This is a genomic window from Rhizobium sp. UFLA01-1127 (assembly GCF_059803845.1).
The window spans coordinates 30023-51478 of sequence record NZ_JAUQTZ010000008.1 but is presented as its reverse complement, the minus strand read 5'-3'; the positions used below and the strand labels follow the sequence as shown (position 1 = coordinate 51478).

Genomic DNA, 21456 nt, shown 5'->3' with positions numbered 1-21456 from the left:
CCAACTGCTCAGCTTACTACTGCGACAAAACCACCGTTCGCCATTTAACTTCCTGTCTACCCAGAAGATCTTCTCGCTCGCCGAACTCCTGCAGTTTCAGACCAAGCGGTCTGCCGATGTCGCGGAGCTCTTCGACGCTGACTGGATAGATCTCACGGGCGGAATCAGGCGGTCCCAAGCGAAGCGTAACGTATATCTTGCCGGCCGGGGCCAAAAGAGCCTTCAGGCGTGTCAGCGCCTCGGGCCTTTCCATTGGATGGATGTGCATCCAGACTGCGCTAAGGACGATCCAATCAAAGCGCTGCGCTGCCAGCTTCTCCAGCTTCGGCAGTTTATCATCAATCCACTGCGCGGACGTGTTTGGATGTAAGTGAGAAGCTAAAGCTCGAAAGGAGCTCGCCGGCTCAACGGCGACGACGCTGTGGCCATTCGCCGCCATCCAATCGACATCACGGCCGGTCCCTGCCCCCACATCCAGGATCGACTTTGGCGGCTTTCCACCCAGCTCGTTGAACAATAGGGGATGAGCCTGCTCGAAAGGAATGAGTTCATAGTTTTCAGCCAGATCTTTAGCTTGGCGCTCATAGAAGGCGATCGCTCTGGAGCTCTTCGATTCACCGAACCATCCCGCATTTAACATAGTCGTACCCATGAGAACGAAGCTCGCCATTGATGCAAGCCCCAAGACTATCTGAAACGCCCTTCTAACGATATACGGCCGTGTGAAAAAGCCTTCGCCCGGCACCTCAACGTGGCTGGGCGGATCGAAGTTCTTGAGCCACAATAGATACTGCTGCATTACATATCGAAGTCGCTGAAGCACAGCTAATAGGCCGGCGTTTCCAACGGTGGCCAATCCAAGCAAACAGACCTGAAACAGTGGAGAAGCTTCGGTCTTCGACACTCCAAACCACAGCCCACCGGTAAGCGTCATTCCAATGAGTGGGATCTGCCACATCAGCTGATTGAGAGATCTAAAATTCTCTGAATTTTGAGCATACGAGGCCAAGCGAATCGAGTCGCGCAGACTGTTGCTATCTTCACCTGTAACGCTCAAACGACTTTCTCCGGCAAAGAGATCGACACGTCGTCAGCTTCCACATTCATAGCGACCCGATACCGGGCAAGCAGCTCATCCTCATCGACATTCAGGTTAAGCATGTAGCGCAGAATGTCACGGGCGACCGTTTTGTTCGAAACCCGCATAGTGTGGGCCGCAACGCTCCAAACTACATTGCGATAAGGCGCTTCCTCCAAATTGGTTGGAAGAGCTTTCATCAGCTCAACCGCGTCCTCAAGCGCTATCTTGCGCGTAGCGGCAAGTTCAATAGCGATCCTAGTGAACATGTCGAGACCGATTGTTCTGAATAAAATATGTCCGCCGTGAGGTCCACGATAACCCTCGGTAACCTTCCCAGGATCAGCAGCCTCGAAAATTTCCTTTACCGCAGGGAAGGCAGCTGCGAGAGCGTTGAAGTATTCCAGCGCTATCGATTTGTAGCTGGCCAATCTCGCGTCAGACGGTCGATTAAATCGAAGTTTTCTATCCGATTTCACTTGCGATGCGTACACGAAGAGAAGCTTGAGAATATCGTACAAGCTCGATATCGTGGTGAGACACACTCGGTTCCCGACCGGAATATTTTGGCTGGTAATAACAGCTATTTTCGGGTCTTTGAATTTCTCTTCGTTCTCGACAAGTTGCCGCACGATGATTGCCATGACGTCGTCTTCATCAAGCGCGATGATGTCGCGCTTTTTAACTGGCACTGCAGTCTTGTTGAGCGTGGTAAAGAGACGGCGAGTACGCTGCATCCCTGCAGCTGTGCGTTTATGCCCAACAAGAATGACCGGAAGCAAATCGTCACCCAGCGCCATTCCCTCACTTAGGGCTTCTTTGATACCCGCCAGCCTGTGTTGACCGTCAATCGCAAACAGTTTCTCTTTTCCGCTCAAGCTTAAGAAGCCCAAGGTGTTCAATGCCTGTTCAGAAATGTGCCTAACGAGGTCCTGACTTTTCTCTGAATGGAAGTTACCGACTTCCAACCACTCTGGACTTCCCCCATAGGTCGCAAGAACGAGAGAGTTGAAAAACCGCTCGTCATTGCTCGACAGATACTGCGCAATCTGACGCGCCCTCGGCCCTTCGAGGCTTCGCTGTATCAGGCGGGACAACGCCTTATCGGTGTGGATTTCTTCTGCAAACTTAACGCGCTTCCCTACCTCCGTAATGGGAACCAGGCAGGAGTAAAAGATCCAGCTGCCAAAGCTGCCACGTAGCGCCGGCAGAACGAGACGATCATTAGCCATTAGAATGCCGCCGCCCTTGGTGCCATGATTTCGGCATCGAAATCACGCTTATTAATCGGAGGGATGAGCGCGTTGAGAAGAGAGGTTTCTAGCTGCTTCAAATCAACCTTCGTATCTGGAAGTGGAGCGAAATTAAAGAACAGGTCACCCATCCAGTTATCGATCATGAATTTCACTGCAGGCCTACCGTGGCCGCCTTTCCACTCTCGGACATACTGCACATATCGCTTCCGGAGAGTATTTTCGGAGTCCTGTCCCGCTTCCCCAATGTACAAAATGTAGCCGTGCGAAGGTAATTTCGATGGAGAAAGCTCAATCGTAAAGAAATAAATTCCCCTCTCGTCTGGAATGACCGCGTGTCCTCCCTCGATAAAGCGCTCTTTCGACCAAGTTAGGTTGTAGCGCGTCCGAAATTTTCTCCAGCTTTTCATGCTGAGAAAAAACTCGTACTTCTCGGCTTTATAGCGCTTAGTTACGTTGACTATATCGAAAATCTTTGTTGCCATGTCTGATCTGCTCAAAAATCAGTTCAAAGCTTACCCATCGATGCTGAAAAAGCAATTAACGGTTGTTTCTTAGAATGCGGAACTCGGGGCGACGTACCTGCGCTATCAGACAAGCAGTGTTCTCGGCGTAGATAGCGGTTCGAGCGGGTGCAAAAGCCAGGTGAATTAAATAACACCCCACGCCCGAAACCTCCCCCTCCCCGTCATCTCGCGCAAGCCGAGCTCCAAAACGATTCGCCGCGCCGCCTGCGGCGTCACATCAAGGGTTTTCGCCACCATCCCCGCCGACACCAACGGCTTCGCCATCACCAGCTCGACCAGCTCCGGCAGTTTGGACGACGCACGGCGCCCATCCAGCTTCCGCTCGAACATGGTTTTCGCGAGCGCCAACCGGTCGTGCTCCTTCATTCCAATCTCGGCGGCCGCCAAAACTCCATGAGCGATGGCGAGCAGCCGGATCTCGCGATCGCGATGCCGGCGCCGATCGACGGGAATGGTTTTCAGGCCAAGGCTGATGGCGGCGAGATGGGCGCCGGTGGTGATGGCGGCTTGGCGCAAGATCGCAGCGGACCACAGCCGGCCGAGCCAAGGGGCATGCTGAAGCACGGACAGTTCGTTCCAGGCATCGAGAGCAACGACCGCCTGCAGCACCGCCGGCAGGCGTTCGGCTTCGCGCAGCACGCCGCGCCATTCATCGAGTCGGGCATCCTCATCCCAGTCGAGATCATAGATCATCGGATCTTTTTCCGATGCACGGCTGCCGCCAACACGGCCGGGCCGTGTGGCGATCTCGATTGCCGCCTCTGATCGGGCCAGCACGGCGTCGATGGCGGCATAGTCGACACCGGGCAGATTTTCCGCGTCATCAAAATCATCCCCCTCCCCTTCCGCATCGATGGCGACCGCTCGCCGAATGACGTCGGCCGTCTGCATCTCGCCCGCGCCGACCGAGGTGATGTCCGAGGTTTGCCGCAGCGTTCGCAAACCGTCGGCCGACAGCGCCCAGCCGGCGGGTTGGGCGGCAATACGACGGCGGGTGCGCAACACGTCGCGGGCGATTGTCAGTTCGTGGGTGGGTGTGCGAATATCCTTTGTGGCGTCGTGGAGGACGAGGTCCTCGAGATGGACGAGTTCGCCGTCGATCCACAACGAGGCACAGGCGTCGGCGAAATGCATGCGTTCGAGGAAGCCTACGCCGACGGACGAGCAGGCGATGCGCTCATCGAGACGGGTGAAGGCGACACCGGCGTCGAAAGCCGGCCGCATCAAGGTATCCATGCTGATTTTCGCGAGATCGTAAGCCATTGAAATCATGGTAAACGATTTGCTAAACGAACTCTACATAAATGTTATAGTTCCTCACATAGCATGGCGGTGAGTTGGTGTTGTAGCTATCGATAGTATTCAGGTATCGATAGTGATCCGTACAAGCGCCTTGTACCCGCGCATTCGCGCTGCTACAATAGCGTCAAAAGACACTATATCGGGAGCGCACAATGCCCCAGACCAGCTACAAGATCAGCGAAGCGCGCAAGAATTTCGCCGAGGTGCTCGAACGAGCCAACCAGGGTGAGGAAATTGTTATCATGCGCGGCAATGAAGTCTACGCGCGTATCGGCCCGGCCGGCGGTGGCAAACGCCCGTTCGGCCTGCTGCGCCAGCGTGGCCTGCCCGACAACCTGTTCGACGATATCGACACTGAGCAGGCGGCGATCGACGCCGGCGACTTCAACGACGATGTCGGCATCTGGCAGGGCGGACCAGCCGAGCGCGAGCCCAAGCCATGAAGGTGCTGCTCGACAGCCACGCCGTCTACTGGTGGACGATCGGCAGCGACCGGCTGTCCGGCACGGCCCGGGCACTGATCGAGGACAAGGAGAATACTATCCTGGTCAGCGCCATATCCTTCTACGAGCTCGACAATAAGATGCGCCTCAAAAAGCTCGACCTGAAGCCGCAGGAATTGCGCGCCGCGGTCACCGCCAGCGGTTTGCAAACGCTCGCCATCAGCGATCTGCACGCCGAGCTTGCGGCAAGCTTCGACTGGGATCACCGCGATCCCTGGGATCGCATTCTTGCCGCCCAGACACGGCTGGAGCACTGCACCTTCTTGTCGCTGGACGTGGCTTTCGACACGGTGCTGCACGAACGGGTCTGGTGAGGGGCAATAGCGATGAAGATTTTTGCGGATATTCCCGAAGCGGCCGAACGATTCGAAGAGCTGTTGGATCTCGCCCGGCGCAATGATGAGATCGTCATCTGCCGTACCGGGCAGCCTATCGCTATTCTGAGCGCGATCCCGAAGCTCGATCAAAGCACGATGGATGATTTCCTGGCGCTGGCAGCCGCGGGTCGCCCGGCAAACGGTGATCAGACTTCGAACCACGACGATCTCTATGACGAAAACGGACTGCCGAAATGAGCGGCGCATCATCAACTTCGGTTGAAAGGCGCGCCGAGGAGCTCGATGCGCTCGACGCCATCCTGCCCTTTGCCCGCCGCGATCAGTTGGCGACGCTACTGACCGACGAGGATGTTGCCACTCTCAAGCATCTCGCCAAGCAGGGTATGGGCGCCAATACGCTGCGGGCGCTTGCCTCCGATCTCGGCTATCTCGAGGCCTGGTGCGAGCTTGCCACCGGCAACCCCCTCCCCTGGCCGGCGCCAGAAAGCCTGCTCCTCAAATTCGTGGCCCATCATCTCTGGGATCCGGTCGAGCGTGCCGAGGATTCTTCCCACGGCATGCCTGATGAGGTCGAGATCGGATTGCGCGCCAGAGGTCTGCTGCGCGCCGACGGCCCGCATGCGCCGGATACGGTGCGCCGGCGCCTGACCTCCTGGTCGATCCTCACCCGCTGGCGTGGTCTGACGGGGGCTTTCTCCGCCCCTTCTCTGAAATCAGCTTTGCGTCTGGCCGTGCGCGCCGCGCCGCGGCAACGCCGCCGCAAGAGCAAACGAGCCGTCACTGGCGATGTGCTGGCTAAGCTGCTGGCCACCTGTGCCGGCGAGCGCCTGGTTGACCTTCGCGATCGCGCCCTGTTGCTCACCGCCTTTGCCTCGGGGGGCCGGCGGCGCTCGGAAGTCGCCGACCTGCGGGTCGAGGATCTGGTCTATGAAGAGCCGGTGCATGCCGATCCAAGAGACGCCGCTTCCCCTCTCCTGCCGTGTCTCGCCGTTCATCTCGGCCGAACCAAGACAACGACGGCTGAAGATCAGGCGCATGCTGTTCTGATTGGCCGGCCGGTTGTCGCGTTGAAGCGGTGGATTGAAGAAGCGAGGATCGAGAGCGGACCGCTCTTCCGGCGGATCGACCAGTGGGGCAATATCGACCGGCGGGCGCTGACGCCGCAGTCGGTCAATCTGATCCTGAAAAGCCGGTGCACGCTGGCGGGGTTGGACGCAGAGATGTTTTCGGCGCATGGGCTGCGATCCGGCTATCTGACCGAGGCGGCCAATCGCGGCGTATCCTTGCAGGAAGCCATGCAGCAGTCGCTACATAAATCGGTGGCCCAGGCCGCAAGCTATTACAACAATGCCGAACGAAAGAACGGGCGGGCGGCGCGTCTGATAGTGTAGCCCAAACTGCCAATCCTTGCGTTGACCGACATACGATGAGCGATAGACTCCGTTGCTATGCCTCACAAACTATGTAAATTTGAGTTATAGAAACGATGGCTATAACTCATGCACTGGAATTGGACGCAGAGCGGTTGGCCGCACTTTAACTATGACCTCGAAGCACTCGAGCCGCTCGAGCGGCAATTTCTCAGGTCCTCGGGAGAGATCATAGGCGCGGTGCGGCACTTTGATGCCGAAGATAGCCAGTCGCTGCGCATTGAACTATTAAGCGACGAGGCCGTCAAGACCTCCGAGATCGAAGGTGAGATGCTCGATCGGCTGAGCGTGCAGTCGTCCTTGCGCCGGCAGTTCGGCCTTGACGCCGACAACCGAGCAATCCGGCCCCAGGAACGTGGGATTGCCGAGATGATGATCGACGTCTTCGAGACCTGGTCCAAGCCGCTCGTTCACGAGACCCTCTTTCGCTGGCACTCCATGCTGATGGCTGGAAACCGTCACATTGCTACGATTGGCGGCTATCGGACGCACGACGATGCAATGCAAATCGTGTCCGGACGTTTCGACAAACCAATAGTTCACTTCGAGGCGCCACCCTCCAGACAAGTACCGGTCGAGATGGATGCGTATCTGGCATGGTTCGATAGATCCTCACCAGAAGGCACCACTCCCCTTCCCGCTCTGACGCGGGCCGCAATCGGTCACCTCTATTTCGAAAGTATCCATCCCTTCGAAGATGGAAATGGCAGGATCGGCCGAGCGCTGGCGGAAAAGTCGCTTGCGCAAAGTATCGGGCAACCGAGCCTGACCTCACTTGCATACACAATCGAAAAGAGCCGCAAGGCGTATTACGGCGAATTAGAAAAAAATCAGCGCACGCTCAACGTAACTGGATGGCTCGTCTATTTCTCCCAGACCATATTGGACGCGCAGCAAACCACCCTTGCCCGCATCGCGTTTTATATCCGCAAAGGAAAATTCTACGACCGATTCCGCGGTCAGTTCAATGAACGCCAGGACAAGGTCGTCTCCCGTATGTTTCGAGAAGGGATCGAAGGCTTCAAAGGAGGTCTAAGCGCCGAAAACTACATCTCGATCACCGGAACCTCCCGCGCCACTGCAACACGCGACCTTCAGGATTTGGTGGAAAAGGGAGCAATGACCCGGAGCGGCGAGCGGCGCCACACGCGATACGCATTAAATATGCCCGAAGCCAAAAAATAGAAAAGTGTATTCGCCCGCGTCTCGTGCGCCGACATCAGCTTGATTTCACGTCAGGCCGCGCGATTGGGGCTGCATGGCCTGCCTTCCTCACGACAGTCAGCTTTTCGTCGTTTCCGCCGTAAGAGGCGATCAGCGTGCGTCTTATCGCCAGGATGCGATCTTCGTGCCTCGATCTAGAAACTTGCCGTACAGCGTGCTTTGCCTCCGGCGGCCGCTGGCGATCCGAAGTTGCCGGTTTGCGGGTCGAGGAGACGAGGAGCCGGTGCATGCCGATCCGAAAAATCCCGCCTCCCCTCTCCTGCCGTGTCTCACCATTCATCTCGGCCGAACCAAGACGACGACGGCTGAAGATCAGGCGCATACCGTTCTGATTGGCCGGCCGGTTGTCGCGCTGAAGCGCTGGATTGAAGAATCAAGGATCGAGAGCGGACCGCTCTTCCGGCGGATCGACCAGTGGGGAAACATCGACCGGCGAGCGCTGACGCCGCAGTCGGTCAATCTGATTTTGAAGAGCCGGTGCAAGCTGGCTGGGTTGGATCCGGAAGTGTTTTCGGCGCATGGGCTGCGGTCCGGCTATCTGACGGAAGCCGCCAACCGCGGCGTTTCCTTGCAGGAGGCGATGCAGCAATCCCTACATAAGTCAGTGACGCAGGCGGCGAGCTACTACAACAATGCCGAGCGAAAGAACGGACGGGCGGCTCGATTGATTATGTGAGCGACAGTATCACGATCACTTACGGTTCTACACGACATCTCACGGCACTGCGTCGCCTTGCGGACATAAGCGGAATATGTAGTCCTGTGCCTGCTTTGCAGGCCACGGGAGGATTGCTGTGATGAAGGCTCGGATCGACGCGATTATCGAGAAGGCGATCGAGACAGGCAAGATCGTCGGCACTGTCGTGATCGTCGTCGAGGACGGAGAGACCGTCTATAGCCGCGCCGCGGGTTATGCCGATCGCGAAATAGGGAAACCCGTCGAAACCGGGACCATATTTCGTCTCGCTTCCGTCAGCAAACCACGCCACCGGGGCGAATGTTCAACGCTGGTCTTTCCGATACAGACCTCGATTTCCAGGAGAACTTCAGCCGACTATCAACCTTCCCGCTCATGGCCGCACCGGGCACGCTCTGGTCTTACTCGATCGCCATCGACGTCCTTGGAGCAGTTATCGTCCGGATCGAAGGGTGTAGCCTGGATGAAGCGGTGCATCAGCACGTGCTCGAACCGCTTGAGATGAGCGACACTGGTTTCTCGGTCAGTGACCAAGAGCGACTTGCAACGCCTTATGCTGATGGCAATCCAACCGCCGTCCGGATGAATGATCAGCATCTAGTCCCGGACAGTGATGGCAACTTGCTGACCTTTGCGCCCACACGGCTCTTCAACCCAAAGGCTTTCCAATCCGGTGGCGCGGGTATGGTGGGGACAGCGCCGGATCTGATCGCCTTTCTTGAAACCATCCGCCGGGGCGAGGCTCCCATCTTGAAGACGTACACTGCGAGAGCGGCGCTTCTCAACGAGATCGGTAATATCCCGCGCCCAGCTGAACCAGGAGAGCGATTCTCCTTTTTGGGCGCGGTGATTCAGGATCCGGTTCTCGCAGAGTCTCCGATGTCAAAAGGATCGGTCACCTGAAGCGGAGTCTATGGCCACAGTTGGTTCATCGATCCCCTAAAGGGCATTTCGGCCGCTATCATGTCCAATACCGCCGTCGAAGGCTGCCTGGGATTGTATGCGCGAGATATCGCCAAGGCGATTTACATAGCGTGATTATAGCCGCCAAAACGAGGGTTCGCTATTGCGGAGAAACTATAGAGCCATTGGCTGGTGGCTTCCAATATTGGGCGCTGCTCGAAAGGTGCAGCAGCTCTTCCATACCTCGAACTGGAACAGCTCGAACAGCATGCTCATAGTGGCTCCAAGCATGAGCGATACGGGCGCACTCAACTCAACTTGCTATTCACGCAACTAAGCGCGAAATTCATGATTCGATAAAAAGCTTCACTTTCAAAGGCTTAGAGTTGTGGTCAGCTGACCACAACAATGACGTCCGTCGCATTGAACCACTACCGTCTGACCCTCGCGCCAAAGTCCTCGCGTCGGTCAAGATACTTGCCGGCCTCGAAAAACAATTAGTTTCAATGGATTATGCTCGTGGTCAGCTGACCACAAGAGAATCATTGAGAGTGTCACAGTTTCTGTGTTCAGTCTTCTGCTGAAGACGGGTTTGTGGCTCCATAGCCAATGGACGCGGCAGCGCCTTGGGTAAGCTCCATCCAATAAAGTTGCACATGCGTGTGGCTGCCCCTGCATAAGAAGGTAATCGGTGTGACAAGCAGCCCGGCGCTTTCAGTGGCGCCGGATTTATCAACAATATGAATCATCCTCCACTGAACTCGCGGTTCTCAGGCGCCGGCCCAACAGGTGGCGGCAACGCGGCAAATGAATTGCCGAACGCGTGGCCGACAATGGCAATTCGGGCTGGATGAACTATGCGTCCAAGCTTGGTGACATGGTCCGCCTCGCACCGGCCGACCGATCTCTCCACTGGCGCGGGCTCGGCAATAGCAAGGTCACAGAGCAAGTCACCAATTGCGGCCCGAGATCGCCTCGGCGGCGCTTCTTCAGCAAATCTCTGGCATGGCAACTTTTATCGGTGAAACATCGATCAATACCAAGCTGACTAAGCGCACTGAATAATCCTCCCCCCAAAGATCCGGCCATCGCCCCCGCGCATTTGCGTCAACTGGGACCCAGACCTTAATTGCCCGCCTGTGCTGCCACGACCTCGCCGCACCTTCTATCGGAATTTAGCTCGTCCCTCATTTTGGTTGTTGAATGCCGACATTTTTTGGATCCGCCGCTGTGAGGTTGAAGAAATGCGACACGCATTAACCAGCCAGCGAGCCAACCTGCCCGTTGGCCCTTAGCAAGGCCATGATCATTGGCCCAAGCGAGAACTCCCCTCGTTCGCTACGTCGAGTAAGATCCCTTAGATAGCCGCCGGCGGAACTGATGAAGTTAGCACGCTCCAGCATGCAGGCGACCGCCGCAGCCGTATTTTCTGGACCCATTACCTCGCAAGCGTCTTGATACGCTGAGGGGCTTACGGCCAGCATAGAGCGAACAACCACCGCGGCCGACATCAGGTCCCGCCAGCTTCGGATTGTGCCATCAGGTCCATAATCCGATATCGTTGGGCAGGCTTTTAACACGACACTTAGCGGAAACGCTTTCATCGCCTCGCTCGATGGTCGTGCGTTTCCGCTGAACTTCGCCCCCTGCTCTTTTTCAGAGCGAGGTTCAAATTCATGTATGGATTCGGTATTTGAATTCTGTTTGTGCTGCTCAATATGAGCATCATTGCTGCTTATATTTTCAGGAAATTTCTGCGTTTCCAATCGGTTGATTATTTCGGCCCGGAGCATCTCCATTTCTTTAAGAACAGCCCTGAGGTCCGACAGTGTGGGCGCACGCGGAATTTTGCGAACAAGAGCGACGTAGACGTCCTCAGCAGTTAGCCAGTCGCCCTCAGCACCCTCTTCCATGGCCGCCGTGATGAGCTTTCGAACATCGCGCCGGCAAATCGTCAGATTCTCCCTTGCCCTCCTCAGATTTGCTCTATCAGCGAACACCTGTTGAGCAAGGGCCGCCAATTCTTCTGAGCGGACAAGGAGAGGGGACAGGTCAAAGCCAAACGCATTCTCGATCTGCCCGTCTCCGTCCCTACGCGCATAGCGCTTTCCATTGGCGCTGTCCTTACGGATGATCAACCCTGCTTCCACGAGCAAGGCGAGATGCCTGCGTAAGGTGGCGCCTGACATAGCGTGAGCACGTAGCGTAAGCTGCGCATTCGAAGGAAACACAATCAATTGCGCATCCTGGCTCAGTTCGTTATCGGGGTAAAAACTCAAAAGAGCATCAAGAACCGCGAGACTATTGGACTGAATCCCAAGCAGCTCCATTGCTGCCGAGGCGTCCCTGAACACCTTCCATTTATCAACAGTCTTGCCGCGCCTGATCTGGGCCGCCGCCGTCTGGCGCCGAACAAGCGCAACCGTCATCGGCCGCCGCCCAAATGGCGTCGTCACACTTCCCGTCTGCATCGTCTTTCACCTTTCAGCAGGCAAAAGAAATCAGCTCACCGAAACGGTGCCAAAAACTCTTGACGAGGATTCGAGGAAATGCGATTCTGTTCTTGCTACAGAGACAGAAGGGCTTCCGCGGCGGCGACGTTGAGGAGGCTCTTTTCTTTTGCGGATTACTCTCCGTGTTTGGGTTGAACCTTGGTCCGATAATCTTGGTAGAGCGCCGGCAATTGCTCCAGCACAAAAGCGGCAAAGTCCGGCGTGGCTTTCCTGTCGATCGTGATTTCCAGTTTCGATTTGCTCTGCGTCACCTGCGCCAGTCTGTCCCCGTCAGGGGTCGACATCACATGAGGCAGACCACGCGTGGGCCGGCCAGGCTTTAAACGAGCGATCACTGCCTTAAATCGATCCGCCGATGGTAATGCTTGCACTGCCTCTGAGGTCGCAAATGTGATCGCCTCCGATGGAGATTGCGCTTTCTCAACGAGTTCCGCCAATTGCTGCCAGCTTGGGCGTCCGATTCCTGGTGCGGCCCCGATAGCGTCGATCAGCTCAGAGGGGAGGGCGTCGACGAGAAGAAGCATCTTGGACAAATTGCTTTTGTCGATCGACATCGCGGCGATAACGACTTCTCGTGTAAACTGTTTGTTGAGCCGATGTGCGAAGCGCGCCTTCTCAATGAAGGTCAGATCTTGTCTCTCGTTGTTTTCCTGGCCCTGAGCTACGACAAGTTGCTCGTCTGTGAGCTCGCGAACGACTGCCTTCACAGGCACACCCAGATCCGAAACAGCCCGCAGCCTTCGGTGCCCAAAAGCAACCTGATAGCGGCCAGACTGCTCTGGATGCGGTCTCACCAGGATTGGAACCTGCTGCCCCTGTTCACGGATGGACGCCAGCAGACCGTCGATGTCACCTTGCATCCTATCCTGGACGAAAGAGGGCTCAATCGACGAGGCGTCCAGCTCAATCACAGCTTGGCCCTCGGCAAGACGTCTCTCGATCTCTTCGGCTCGGCCGAGCCGCTCATTTTGCTCGCGCAACGCGTTACCGATGTTCGCGGTCAGTTTCGTCGCCGGATCGCGCTCTTTCCTCGCGACACCGAGAAGCGGCATGGAACGGTTCTTGGCGGTTCTACTTTCGATTGCCGCTGTATCGGCAGTGCTTGTTGATACTCCAAGGATATCTTTTCGGCTCATGTGGGTCTACCCCATGCTCTTTTAATCAGCGTTTCAATCTCGCCGTTAACGGCGTTCATTGCCTCCAGAGCTCGGTCATAGGTTGATCGGGTAAATTGGCTACGCTCAACTTCAAAAAGTGTCTGGTTCGTCAGACCGGCATCCGAAACCGCAGTGGTTTTAAGCATCGGGAAATTAAGAACATTTTCCCCGAAGATCGAACGAAGATAACCGACCATCTGGTTTTGCGGACCATCGCTCGGCTCGAAGCGGGTTATCAGGTAACGCATCCAGTTAAACTTGAATTCGGCTCCGGCGTTCTCGATCTCCCTCAACAAGTTCGACGTCATTGCCAGGAACTGGTTCATCGACATGACATCAAGCATCTGCGGATGGACGGTGACCAAGATGGATGTCGCAGCCGTCAGCGCCGACAACGTGAGGTAGCCGAGTTGGGGAGGACAATCAATGACGACGACGTCGTAGTTCTCAGCAATATCCTCGATGACTTGACTGATTCGACCATAGAAGAGAGTGTCGCCTTCCTTCCGCTTCATCAGAGCACGGGGTGTGTCGTGCTCGAATTCCATCAGTTCGAGGTTCCCAGGTATGAGGTGTAGGTCTGGAATATACGTCCCTCGAACGACTTGCTCGATCGGCACACGTTCCTCATCGTATCTAATCGCGCCGTAAAGGGTCTCATTTGGACCAACGTCCGTTTCGGGCTGGCTGCCAAAAAGGGCTGAAAGACTGGCCTGAGGATCAAGATCGATTGCAAGGATTCGGTAGCCGCGCATCGCCAGATACTGAGCCAAATGCGCAGCCGTCGTCGTTTTTCCCGAACCGCCCTTGAAATTCATGACGGAAATAACCTGCAACTGCTCACCATCGCGACGATGTGGCAGATAGCGTCGGTTCCCGCGGCCAACTTGATCCATGTGCTTGCGAAGCACGTGAATATCTTCAATGGAAAAAGTTCGCCGCCCTCCCGGGCTGATGCTAACATTCAGTTCCGGCATCTCAGACGCGATCTGCCGTAGATAGGATTCACCGACTCCGAGGAGTTTCGATGCCTCGGACGGCGCGAATGTCCGGATGCCCTTCTCGGCTGTTGGCGGAAATACCTTGAGATGATGTATTTGAAGTTGACTGGAGAGCGCCTCAGCATGACGCTCCATCAACGCAGTCAGCCCTTCAACAATAGGCGTTATTTTTGCGGCGGTCTTCGCCATCTCAAAACCCATTTCTTGCCAGTGGCGGTATTTTTCGCGGAACCGGCAAAGTTCCGCCGGTAACAATAAGCGTCGATTCTCGTTGGCGAGCAAGAGCTTTTTGGTTAACGGCACGTTAACGCGCGTTCGCCGAAACCTTGGGACAGCCAATATTGCTGAAGACTTTCCGAGTATTAGATCGATTCCCGGTTGCTTGACCAGTTGCGTCCAACTGCAGATTTGCACATGAAATCGCGCATCTTCCACCCCCCAGCCACGGTCCCAGGTACTGAACTTCTCTCCGACTCGACAGAATCAGTAGGTGCAAATCTGCACGTAGCCTGAAGCTGACAAGCATGGTTTCCACTTCACGTAGTCCAATCTATGTGGAGTAGAGCATGCAAATACTCGTCGTTCCTCCGGATATCTACGAAAGTCGTGCGAGCTATCTGAAGAAGATGCATCAGCTGCGCGCCGCAGTATTCGGCAACAGGCTGGCATGGGATGTCAAAATTGTCGCCGGCGAAGAGCGAGATGAGTACGACGAACTTCACCCCACCTACATCCTTGTTGTGACGCCGGATGGATCGATCGCCGGCTGCGCTCGCCTTCTCCCAGCGAACGGCCCGACGATGCTTGAGTGCACTTTTCCGCAGCTCCTGGAAAAGCGCACGCTTCCCGAGCGAGAGACGACGATCGAGAGTTCCCGCTTCTGTGTCGACACTTCAGTTGCAGCGAGCAGGGGAGGGGGCCAGCTCCACTTTGTCACCCTCACCATGTTCGCTGCGATTATCGAATGGTCGGTGGCGAACGGGTATACCCAACTCGTCACCGCGACCGATCTTCGCTTCGAGCGGATATTGAAGCGTGCCGGCTGGCCGATGGATCGGCTTGGCGAGCCGGCTCAAATCGGCAACACAATCGCGGTTGCCGGAAGCCTCCCACTTGATCGCGAAAGCTTCGAACGAGTTCGTCCGGCAACATATCGTTCACTTGCCGGCAGCAGAAACGCGGGACGGATCGGGGGCGCAGTATGACCCAACTCCGTTCTCATCCGCGCCTCGTCCGCAAACTTCAAGACGCTCTGGGCAATCAGCTCTGCGTCGCCCTTGATGATGCGGCCGTCGTCGAGATCATGCTGAACCCCGACGGCAGGCTCTTTATCGAGCGGCTCGGTCACGGCGTCGTGCCGGCGGGCGCGATGGATTCAACCGCCGCAGAGGTCATTATAGGTAGCGTGGCCCACGCACTCCAGTCTGAGGCCGACATCGAGCAACCTATCATTTCCGGTGAGCTTCCGATCGGAGGACATCGTTTCGAAGGTTTGTTGCCGCCCGTGGTCGCCTCACCGGTATTCACAATCCGCAAGCGGGCGTCGCGACTGATCCCGCTCGACGACTATGTGAAGTCCAAAATCATGACGGAAGCGCAGGCTTCCGTCCTGCGGGAGGCGATCGGATCACGCATGAATATCGTGGTTTCCGGTGGTACGGGCTCGGGCAAGACCACGCTCGCCAATGCGGTTATCGCGGAAATCGTCGCGCGCGCGCCCGACGATCGCCTGATCATTCTCGAAGACACAGCCGAAATCCGATGCACGGCGGACAACGCCGTTTCGCTTCACACAAGCGATACTGTCGACATGGCGCGGCTTCTGAAGAGCACTATGCGGCTTCGGCCCGACCGGATCATTGTCGGGGAGGTCCGTGATGGTGCCGCACTCACGCTTCTCAAGGCCTGGAACACCGGCCATGCCGGCGGGGTCACCACTATTCACTCGAATACGGCGATGTCCGCGCTGCGCCGCCTCGAGCAACTGACAGCCGAAGCCAGCCAGCAGTCCATGCAGGACGTGATCGGCGAGGCCGTAGACCTTGTCGTATCCATCGAGCGGACGGGGCGCGGCAGAAGGGTCCGCGACGTCATCCATGTCGAGGGTTTCGAGAACTCTCGCTACCGCACCGAACACTATGCCCAAATCGATGAGGATAGCCATGCAGCGTAAGCGTCAATATGCCCTTACCGGCGGCCTGATCGCGGTCCTGTTGTCAGCAGCTCTGGCCGACCCGGCGCTTGCCTCGTCGGGCGGCGGCGGTCTGCCCTGGGAATCTCCGCTCCAACAGATCCAGCAATCGATCACCGGCCCAGTGGCGGGCTTCATTGCTCTGGCCGCCGTCGCGATCGCCGGCGGGATGCTGATCTTCGGCGGCGAGCTCAACGACTTCGCGCGGCGCCTTTGCTATATCGCGCTCGTCGGCGGCGTTCTCCTTGGCGCCACGCAGATTGTTGCCCTATTCGGCGCCACCGGCGCATCGATCGGCGCGTCGCCACATCAGGCCTCAAGCCAGGCGAGGAGAGGGTCTGCACATGGCTGAACCTGGCAGCAATCTCGCGCAGTCTCGGATACATCGCGCACTTTCACGCCCGAACCTGCTGATGGGCGCGGACCGCGAATTGGTCCTTTTGAGCGGCCTCGCGTCGATCATCCTGATCTTCGTCGTTCTGACTTGGTACGCAGCTCTGTTCGGTCTCGGCCTCTGGCTGATGGCGATCGCTGCACTCAGGATGATGGCGAAGTCCGATCCCTTGATGCGACGCGTCTACATTCGTCATGTCTCGTACAAGGCCCATTACCGGCCGACGTCGACGCCATGGCGCAAGTTCTGAGAGCCTGAGATGGTAGCGCTCAAGTCCTTCCGTCATTCCAGGCCCTCCTTTGCCGACCTCGTCCCCTATGCTGGCTTGGTCGACAACGGTGTCGTTCTTTTGAAGGACGGATCGCTGATGGCAGGCTGGTACTTCGCCGGGCCTGACAGCGAAAGTTCGACCGACGCTGAGCGCAACGAGGTATCGCGCCAGATCAACACGATCCTTGCTCGCCTCGGATCCGGCTGGATGATCCAGGTCGAAGCCGTTCGCGTGCCGACATCGAACTATCCGGACGAGAGCGAATGCTTCTTCCCTGATCCGGTGACGCGCGCAATCGACGCCGAGCGCCGAGCGCACTTCCAGCGGGAGAGGGGGCATTTCGAAAGCCGGCATGCCCTTATCCTCACATGGCGTCCACCGGAGCCGAGACGTTCTAGGCTCGCGCGCTATGTCTATTCCGACTCGGAAAGCCGGTCGGCATCTTATGCCACGACGATGCTCGACAGCTTCCGGACATCCATCCGTGAGATCGAACAATATCTTGGCAATGTCGTCTCGATCCGTCGCATGGCAACCCGTGAAACCGACGAACGCGGCGGATTCCGGGTCGCACGCTACGACGAGCTTCTCCAGTTCGCGCGCTTCTGCATTGCCGGAGAGAACCATCCTCTTCGCCTACCCGACATTCCGATGTATCTGGACTGGCTGGTGACCGCAGAGCTGCAGCATGGTCTGACGCCCCTGGTGGAAAACCGTTTCCTTGGCGTGGTTGCCATCGATGGATTGCCGGCCGAGAGCTGGCCCGGGATTCTGAGCGCCCTCGATCGGATGCCGCTGACATATCGCTGGTCATCGCGATTCATCTTCTTGGACGAGCAAGAAGCGCGCCAAAAGCTGGAACGAACGCGCAAGAAGTGGCAGCAAAAGGTGCGTCCCTTCTTCGATCAATTGTTCCAGACTGAGAGCCGTTCGCTCGACCAGGACGCAATGTCGATGGTGGCTGAGGCTGAGGATGCGATTGCCGAGGCCGCCTCCCAACTCGTTACCTATGGCTACTACACCCCTGTCATTGTCCTCTTCGACGAGGATCAAAGTCGTATCCAGGAAAAATGCGAAGCAATCCGTCGATTGATCCAGGCGGAAGGATTTGGCGCGCGGATCGAAACGCTGAATGCGACCGATGCATTCATCGGCAGCCTGCCGGGCGTCTCTTATGCCAATATTCGCGAACCGCTAATCAACACGCGCAATCTCGCCGACCTGATTCCATTGAATTCGGTATGGTCGGGAAGCCCCCAGGCGCCATGTCCATTCTATCCACCGGGATCGCCACCGCTGATGCAGGTGGCGACGGGGTCGACACCGTTCCGCCTGAACCTCCATGTCGATGATGTCGGCCACACGCTTGTCTTCGGTCCGACAGGCTCCGGCAAATCGACACTTTTAGCGCTGATCGCAGCCCAGTTCCGACGCTACCCCTGCGCGCAAGTGTTCGCCTTCGACAAAGGCCGCTCGATGTTGCCGCTCACGCTGGGCCTCGGCGCCGACCACTACGAGATCGGCGGTGATCCCGCGGACGCTGAATCGTCAAGCGGGGAGGGGAGGGCATTGGCTTTCTGCCCACTCGCCGAACTCTCCAGGAAAAGTGATCGCGCCTGGGCAAGCGAATGGATCGAGATGCTGGTTACCCTGCAGGGTGTTACCGTCACGCCGGACTATCGCAACGCGATCTCGCGTCAGATCGCGTTAATGTCCCAGTCTCGGGGACGCTCACTTTCGGACTTCGTCTCCGGCGTGCAGATGCGCGAGATCAAGGACGCAGTCCATCACTATACGGTCGACGGCCCGATGGGACAGCTTCTTGATGCCGAGCAGGACGGCCTGTCGCTTGGCACCTTCCAATGCTTCGAAATCGAAGAGCTCATGAATATGGGCGAGCGGAACCTCGTTCCGGTTCTCACCTATCTGTTCCGCAGAATCGAGAAACGTCTGACGGGAGCGCCGAGCCTCATCCTTCTCGACGAAGCGTGGCTGATGCTCGGCCATCCGACATTCCGCGACAAGATCCGCGAGTGGCTCAAGGTTTTGCGCAAGGCGAACTGTGCTGTTGTGCTTGCCACCCAGTCCATCTCCGACGCAGAGCGCTCCGGCATTATCGATGTCTTGAAGGAGAGTTGTCCGACAAAGATCTGCCTGCCGAATGGTGCTGCGCGCGAGCCGGGCACACGCGAGTTCTACGAGCGGATCGGCTTCAATGCGCGGCAGATCGAGATCGTGGCAACGGCCCTTCCGAAGCGGGAATACTACGTCGCATCGCCCGAAGGCCGGAGGCTGTTCGACATGGCGCTCGGGCCGGTAGCGCTCTCCTTCGTCGGTGCATCCGGCAAGGTGGATCTCAAACAGATACGCGCTCTTCACGCGCAATACGCGGCCGCCTGGCCTGTCGAATGGCTCCACCAAAGGGGGATTGCCGATGCCGAGACGCTTCTATCTGCCGCGTGAGACGACGCGCGCCTCTCTCATCTTTGCGAACGTGTTCACGGCTGCCCTGCCGACGCCCGCTCAAGCCGGCGGAGTGACGGGGCAAGCGACGGAGTGGACACAGATCGCCAACAATACAGAGCTCATCAGCCTCGTTGGCAAGTCGGCCGAACAGGTGAACAACCAGATCAAGCAGATCTCGCAACTTGCCGAGCAGATTCAGAACCAGCTCAATATCTACCAGAACATGCTTCAAAACACCGCCCGGCTTCCCAATCACGTTTGGGGACAGGTCGAGAGCGATCTGAAAAGCCTGCAGAACGTTGTTGCGCAGGGGCAGGGCGTCGCCTTCTCCATGGGCAATATCGACGATGTCCTGAAGCAGCGCTTCCAGAGTTTTGCGGACATGAAGAGCAATCTGCCTGATGGAGCGAGCTTTTCCTCGACCTATCAGGGCTGGTCGACCACCAATCGCGATACGATCGCCGGAACGCTGAAGGCCGCAAACCTGACCGCCGACCAGTTCTCAAGCGAGGAATCCACCATGTCATCGCTTCGCTCGATGTCGGAATCAGCCGACGGGCAGATGAAGGCGCTGCAGGTCGGCCATGAAATTGCCGCGCAGCAGGTGGGGCAGATGCAGAAGCTTCGGGGCCTCGTCTCTCAGCAGATGACGATGATGGGGACTTGGTATCAGTCCGAGCAAGCGCAAAAGGATCTCGCCCAAGCACGGCGGGAAAAGTTCTTCAACGCGCCACAAACGGATATCCGAGGTGGCCAGACGATGGAGCCGCGCTGGTGAGCCGTCTCGTCATCATAACGATAGTCACCCTTGGTGTAACCGCGGCCAGCATCGCGGCCTGGACATTCGTGTCGACGTCGAAGCAAGACGAAACAACTGTCGCCCCAGCAAGTGGGACGACAAATTCCGACGTAGCTCGACGAGACCGGCGGACGCACTTCTTCGGCGGCGATCCTGAACGTGATGTCCGCGGCGGGCAGGAAATGAGGCTAAGATGGTAGTTATTCGTCCGTCCCGCGCCCTTGAGCTCAGTTTCATGGTCATTGCCCTCGTGCTTCTCACGAGTGGGCCGGCGTTCGCGCAACAAAGCGGCGAGGTTCTGACCACCCTCGAAAACTCCGTCGTTACCGCGGCCAAGGGCTGGGAGACGACGGGCACGAATGCGGCGCGGTCCCTGTTCTGGATTCTCGCCGGCATCGAAATCGGCATCGCCGCGGTCTGGCTCGCCATCAATGCGGCAAGCCTGGACGCCTGGTTCGCCGAGCTGGTGCGTCGGATCATGTTCATCGGCCTGTTCGCCTTCATCCTCGACCGCGGACCGGCGCTTGCCAAGGCGATCGTCGACAGTCTGTTTCAGCTTGGTGCCGGCGGCGGCTCCGCATCACCGGCAAACATCTTCGACGCCGGGATCCGGGTCGCTTCGAAGATGTCGGAACAGGTGCAATTTGGTCTCTTCGAAGACAATGCGCTGGCGATCGCCGCCGTGTTCGCAATGGTGATTGTGGTGATTGCCTTCTCGCTTGTTGCAGCAATCTTCGTCGCGGTAATGGTCGAGATGTATGTGGGGCTTCTGGCCGGCATGATCATGCTTGGTCTCGGCGGCTCCTCCTTCACCAAGGATTTCGCGGTCCGGTATCTGGTCTACGCCTTCTCAGTTGGCATGAAACTGATGGGACTGGTCATGATCGCCAAGATCGGATCCGACATCCTGCTCGGTCTCGCTGAGGCGCCGACCGCCACATCGGACCAGTTCATCACCACTTTGGCAATCGCGGGCATCTCGGTCGTCGTCTTCATCGTCGCGATGTATGTCCCGCCGATCCTTCAGGGCGTGGTGCAAGGGGCATCGGTTTCAGGCGGCATGGAAGCCATCCGCCATGGCGGGCAGGCGGCAACTTTTGCCGCCGGCGGCGCATTTCTCGGCGCGGGCGCCGCAGTGAAGGGCACGCAGACGGCAAGCGCCGCTCGAGCGAGTGGCTCATCCATGATGGGAGCAGCACTTCGCGGCATGGCGTCCGGCATCGGCGGTGCAGGAAGGGCGACGGCCTCCTCCGCCAAGGACAAGGCGATTGCGTCACCCGGCGCTTACGCAGGCTCGCTACTGGGGCTTGCTAATGCAAAGCTCGATGAGAGCCGCAGGCCGGGCGGCGGTCCGTCGTCGAAGTCACCACCGCCGCCGATCGATGACAAGACATAAGGAGACCATCTGG

The 21456-nt window shown here is 57.5% G+C and carries 21 protein-coding genes and 2 pseudogenes; 16 read left to right on the top strand and 7 right to left on the bottom strand.

Annotated features, from left to right (window positions below):
• Positions 1 to 16: 16 nt before the first annotated feature.
• The 4 genes from Q4Q11_RS03620 to Q4Q11_RS03605 all read right to left on the bottom strand — a co-directional run bounded on the left by Q4Q11_RS03620 (position 17) and on the right by Q4Q11_RS03605 (position 4130).
• Complete coding sequence (locus Q4Q11_RS03620) at positions 17 to 1057, bottom strand: class I SAM-dependent methyltransferase (RefSeq protein WP_498568678.1); 1041 nt, start codon at positions 1055 to 1057, stop codon at positions 17 to 19.
• On the bottom strand, positions 1054 to 2310 hold the full coding sequence (locus Q4Q11_RS03615; RefSeq protein WP_498568677.1) for a DGQHR domain-containing protein: 1257 nt from the start codon (positions 2308 to 2310) through the stop codon (positions 1054 to 1056). The genes Q4Q11_RS03620 and Q4Q11_RS03615 overlap by 4 nt, the downstream gene beginning before the upstream one ends.
• Entirely contained in the window at positions 2310 to 2816 is a 507-nt protein-coding gene (locus Q4Q11_RS03610) for a hypothetical protein (protein ID WP_498568676.1), read from the bottom strand. Before Q4Q11_RS03610 ends, Q4Q11_RS03615 begins: the two co-directional genes overlap by 1 nt.
• A 165-nt stretch (positions 2817 to 2981) precedes the next feature.
• Positions 2982 to 4130: an RHE_PE00001 family protein gene (locus tag Q4Q11_RS03605; protein ID WP_498568675.1), complete on the bottom strand. Its 1149-nt coding sequence runs from the start codon at positions 4128 to 4130 to the stop codon at positions 2982 to 2984.
• 182 nt (positions 4131 to 4312) lie between these two features.
• Here Q4Q11_RS03605 and Q4Q11_RS03600 point away from each other — a divergent pair, with 182 nt between their 5' ends.
• From Q4Q11_RS03600 to Q4Q11_RS03565, 8 genes and pseudogenes are all read left to right on the top strand, one after another.
• Entirely contained in the window at positions 4313 to 4603 is a 291-nt protein-coding gene (locus Q4Q11_RS03600; RefSeq protein WP_498568674.1) for a type II toxin-antitoxin system Phd/YefM family antitoxin, read from the top strand.
• Positions 4600 to 4977 carry a type II toxin-antitoxin system VapC family toxin gene (locus Q4Q11_RS03595; RefSeq protein ID WP_498568673.1) on the top strand — a complete coding sequence of 126 codons (378 nt, stop codon included), beginning with the start codon at positions 4600 to 4602 and terminating at the stop codon, positions 4975 to 4977. Before Q4Q11_RS03600 ends, Q4Q11_RS03595 begins: the two co-directional genes overlap by 4 nt.
• A 12-nt stretch (positions 4978 to 4989) precedes the next feature.
• Complete coding sequence (locus Q4Q11_RS03590; protein WP_498568672.1) at positions 4990 to 5238, top strand: type II toxin-antitoxin system Phd/YefM family antitoxin; 249 nt, start codon at positions 4990 to 4992, stop codon at positions 5236 to 5238.
• Positions 5235 to 6392 carry a site-specific integrase gene (locus tag Q4Q11_RS03585; RefSeq protein WP_498568671.1) on the top strand — a complete coding sequence of 386 codons (1158 nt, stop codon included), beginning with the start codon at positions 5235 to 5237 and terminating at the stop codon, positions 6390 to 6392. The genes Q4Q11_RS03590 and Q4Q11_RS03585 overlap by 4 nt, the downstream gene beginning before the upstream one ends.
• A 108-nt stretch (positions 6393 to 6500) precedes the next feature.
• Positions 6501 to 7616 carry a Fic family protein gene (locus Q4Q11_RS03580; protein ID WP_498568670.1) on the top strand — a complete coding sequence of 372 codons (1116 nt, stop codon included), beginning with the start codon at positions 6501 to 6503 and terminating at the stop codon, positions 7614 to 7616.
• A 194-nt stretch (positions 7617 to 7810) separates the two neighbouring features.
• Positions 7811 to 8331: pseudogene (locus tag Q4Q11_RS03575) on the top strand (tyrosine-type recombinase/integrase); the annotation flags it as partial.
• A 121-nt stretch (positions 8332 to 8452) separates the two neighbouring features.
• Positions 8453 to 8578 (top strand): annotated as a pseudogene (locus Q4Q11_RS03570) (serine hydrolase domain-containing protein); the annotation flags it as partial.
• A gap of 74 nt (positions 8579 to 8652) precedes the next feature.
• Positions 8653 to 9255 carry a serine hydrolase gene (locus Q4Q11_RS03565; protein WP_498568669.1) on the top strand — a complete coding sequence of 201 codons (603 nt, stop codon included), beginning with the start codon at positions 8653 to 8655 and terminating at the stop codon, positions 9253 to 9255.
• A gap of 1256 nt (positions 9256 to 10511) precedes the next feature.
• Here the strand turns inward: Q4Q11_RS03565 and repC are convergent.
• From repC to repA, 3 genes are all read right to left on the bottom strand, one after another.
• Positions 10512 to 11726 carry a plasmid replication protein RepC gene (gene repC / locus Q4Q11_RS03560; RefSeq protein WP_498568668.1) on the bottom strand — a complete coding sequence of 405 codons (1215 nt, stop codon included), beginning with the start codon at positions 11724 to 11726 and terminating at the stop codon, positions 10512 to 10514.
• A gap of 155 nt (positions 11727 to 11881) precedes the next feature.
• On the bottom strand, positions 11882 to 12904 hold the full coding sequence (gene repB / locus Q4Q11_RS03555; protein ID WP_498568667.1) for a plasmid partitioning protein RepB: 1023 nt from the start codon (positions 12902 to 12904) through the stop codon (positions 11882 to 11884).
• On the bottom strand, positions 12901 to 14115 hold the full coding sequence (repA, locus tag Q4Q11_RS03550; protein ID WP_498568695.1) for a plasmid partitioning protein RepA: 1215 nt from the start codon (positions 14113 to 14115) through the stop codon (positions 12901 to 12903). The genes repB and repA overlap by 4 nt, the downstream gene beginning before the upstream one ends.
• A 377-nt stretch (positions 14116 to 14492) precedes the next feature.
• On the opposite strand from repA, the gene traI reads away from it, so the two are divergent.
• The 8 genes from traI to trbL are packed head-to-tail and all read left to right on the top strand — an operon-like array spanning position 14493 to position 21443.
• Entirely contained in the window at positions 14493 to 15131 is a 639-nt protein-coding gene (traI, locus tag Q4Q11_RS03545; RefSeq protein WP_498568666.1) for an acyl-homoserine-lactone synthase, read from the top strand.
• Positions 15128 to 16099: a P-type conjugative transfer ATPase TrbB gene (gene trbB / locus Q4Q11_RS03540; protein WP_498568665.1), complete on the top strand. Its 972-nt coding sequence runs from the start codon at positions 15128 to 15130 to the stop codon at positions 16097 to 16099. The genes traI and trbB overlap by 4 nt, the downstream gene beginning before the upstream one ends.
• Positions 16089 to 16469 carry a TrbC/VirB2 family protein gene (locus Q4Q11_RS03535; RefSeq protein WP_498568664.1) on the top strand — a complete coding sequence of 127 codons (381 nt, stop codon included), beginning with the start codon at positions 16089 to 16091 and terminating at the stop codon, positions 16467 to 16469. The genes trbB and Q4Q11_RS03535 overlap by 11 nt, the downstream gene beginning before the upstream one ends.
• A complete protein-coding gene (locus Q4Q11_RS03530) occupies positions 16462 to 16761 on the top strand; it encodes a conjugal transfer protein TrbD (RefSeq protein ID WP_498568663.1) in 300 nt (99 codons plus the stop codon). Before Q4Q11_RS03535 ends, Q4Q11_RS03530 begins: the two co-directional genes overlap by 8 nt.
• Positions 16762 to 16770: 9 nt before the next feature.
• Positions 16771 to 19245 carry a conjugal transfer protein TrbE gene (locus tag Q4Q11_RS03525; RefSeq protein WP_498568662.1) on the top strand — a complete coding sequence of 825 codons (2475 nt, stop codon included), beginning with the start codon at positions 16771 to 16773 and terminating at the stop codon, positions 19243 to 19245.
• Positions 19217 to 20026: a P-type conjugative transfer protein TrbJ gene (gene trbJ / locus Q4Q11_RS03520; RefSeq protein ID WP_498568661.1), complete on the top strand. Its 810-nt coding sequence runs from the start codon at positions 19217 to 19219 to the stop codon at positions 20024 to 20026. Before Q4Q11_RS03525 ends, trbJ begins: the two co-directional genes overlap by 29 nt.
• Positions 20023 to 20247 (top strand): entry exclusion protein TrbK, encoded by a 225-nt coding sequence (gene trbK, locus Q4Q11_RS03515; RefSeq protein WP_498568660.1) that lies wholly within the window; start codon positions 20023 to 20025, stop codon positions 20245 to 20247. The genes trbJ and trbK overlap by 4 nt, the downstream gene beginning before the upstream one ends.
• On the top strand, positions 20241 to 21443 hold the full coding sequence (trbL, locus tag Q4Q11_RS03510) for a P-type conjugative transfer protein TrbL (RefSeq protein WP_498568659.1): 1203 nt from the start codon (positions 20241 to 20243) through the stop codon (positions 21441 to 21443). The genes trbK and trbL overlap by 7 nt, the downstream gene beginning before the upstream one ends.
• The last annotated feature ends 13 nt before the right edge of the window (positions 21444 to 21456 follow it).

What these genes read in the sequence shown, in the direction of transcription:
- Q4Q11_RS03610 (WP_498568676.1), bottom strand. Translation starts at nt 2,816, where the DNA reads ATGGCAACAAAGATTTTCGATATAGTCAACGTAACTAAGCGCTATAAA.
- Q4Q11_RS03615 (WP_498568677.1), bottom strand. Translation starts at nt 2,310, where the DNA reads ATGGCTAATGATCGTCTCGTTCTGCCGGCGCTACGTGGCAGCTTTGGC.
- Q4Q11_RS03530 (WP_498568663.1), top strand. Translation starts at nt 16,462, where the DNA reads ATGGCTGAACCTGGCAGCAATCTCGCGCAGTCTCGGATACATCGCGCA.
- repB (WP_498568667.1), bottom strand. Translation starts at nt 12,904, where the DNA reads ATGAGCCGAAAAGATATCCTTGGAGTATCAACAAGCACTGCCGATACA.
- Q4Q11_RS03600 (WP_498568674.1), top strand. Translation starts at nt 4,313, where the DNA reads ATGCCCCAGACCAGCTACAAGATCAGCGAAGCGCGCAAGAATTTCGCC.
- Q4Q11_RS03595 (WP_498568673.1), top strand. Translation starts at nt 4,600, where the DNA reads ATGAAGGTGCTGCTCGACAGCCACGCCGTCTACTGGTGGACGATCGGC.
- Q4Q11_RS03585 (WP_498568671.1), top strand. Translation starts at nt 5,235, where the DNA reads ATGAGCGGCGCATCATCAACTTCGGTTGAAAGGCGCGCCGAGGAGCTC.
- Q4Q11_RS03605 (WP_498568675.1), bottom strand. Translation starts at nt 4,130, where the DNA reads ATGATTTCAATGGCTTACGATCTCGCGAAAATCAGCATGGATACCTTG.
- Q4Q11_RS03525 (WP_498568662.1), top strand. Translation starts at nt 16,771, where the DNA reads ATGGTAGCGCTCAAGTCCTTCCGTCATTCCAGGCCCTCCTTTGCCGAC.
- repC (WP_498568668.1), bottom strand. Translation starts at nt 11,726, where the DNA reads ATGCAGACGGGAAGTGTGACGACGCCATTTGGGCGGCGGCCGATGACG.
- repA (WP_498568695.1), bottom strand. Translation starts at nt 14,115, where the DNA reads ATGGCGAAGACCGCCGCAAAAATAACGCCTATTGTTGAAGGGCTGACT.
- Q4Q11_RS03565 (WP_498568669.1), top strand. Translation starts at nt 8,653, where the DNA reads ATGTTCAACGCTGGTCTTTCCGATACAGACCTCGATTTCCAGGAGAAC.
- traI (WP_498568666.1), top strand. Translation starts at nt 14,493, where the DNA reads ATGCAAATACTCGTCGTTCCTCCGGATATCTACGAAAGTCGTGCGAGC.
- trbB (WP_498568665.1), top strand. Translation starts at nt 15,128, where the DNA reads ATGACCCAACTCCGTTCTCATCCGCGCCTCGTCCGCAAACTTCAAGAC.
- Q4Q11_RS03535 (WP_498568664.1), top strand. Translation starts at nt 16,089, where the DNA reads ATGCAGCGTAAGCGTCAATATGCCCTTACCGGCGGCCTGATCGCGGTC.
- trbL (WP_498568659.1), top strand. Translation starts at nt 20,241, where the DNA reads ATGGTAGTTATTCGTCCGTCCCGCGCCCTTGAGCTCAGTTTCATGGTC.
- Q4Q11_RS03580 (WP_498568670.1), top strand. Translation starts at nt 6,501, where the DNA reads ATGCACTGGAATTGGACGCAGAGCGGTTGGCCGCACTTTAACTATGAC.
- Q4Q11_RS03590 (WP_498568672.1), top strand. Translation starts at nt 4,990, where the DNA reads ATGAAGATTTTTGCGGATATTCCCGAAGCGGCCGAACGATTCGAAGAG.
- trbJ (WP_498568661.1), top strand. Translation starts at nt 19,217, where the DNA reads ATGCCGAGACGCTTCTATCTGCCGCGTGAGACGACGCGCGCCTCTCTC.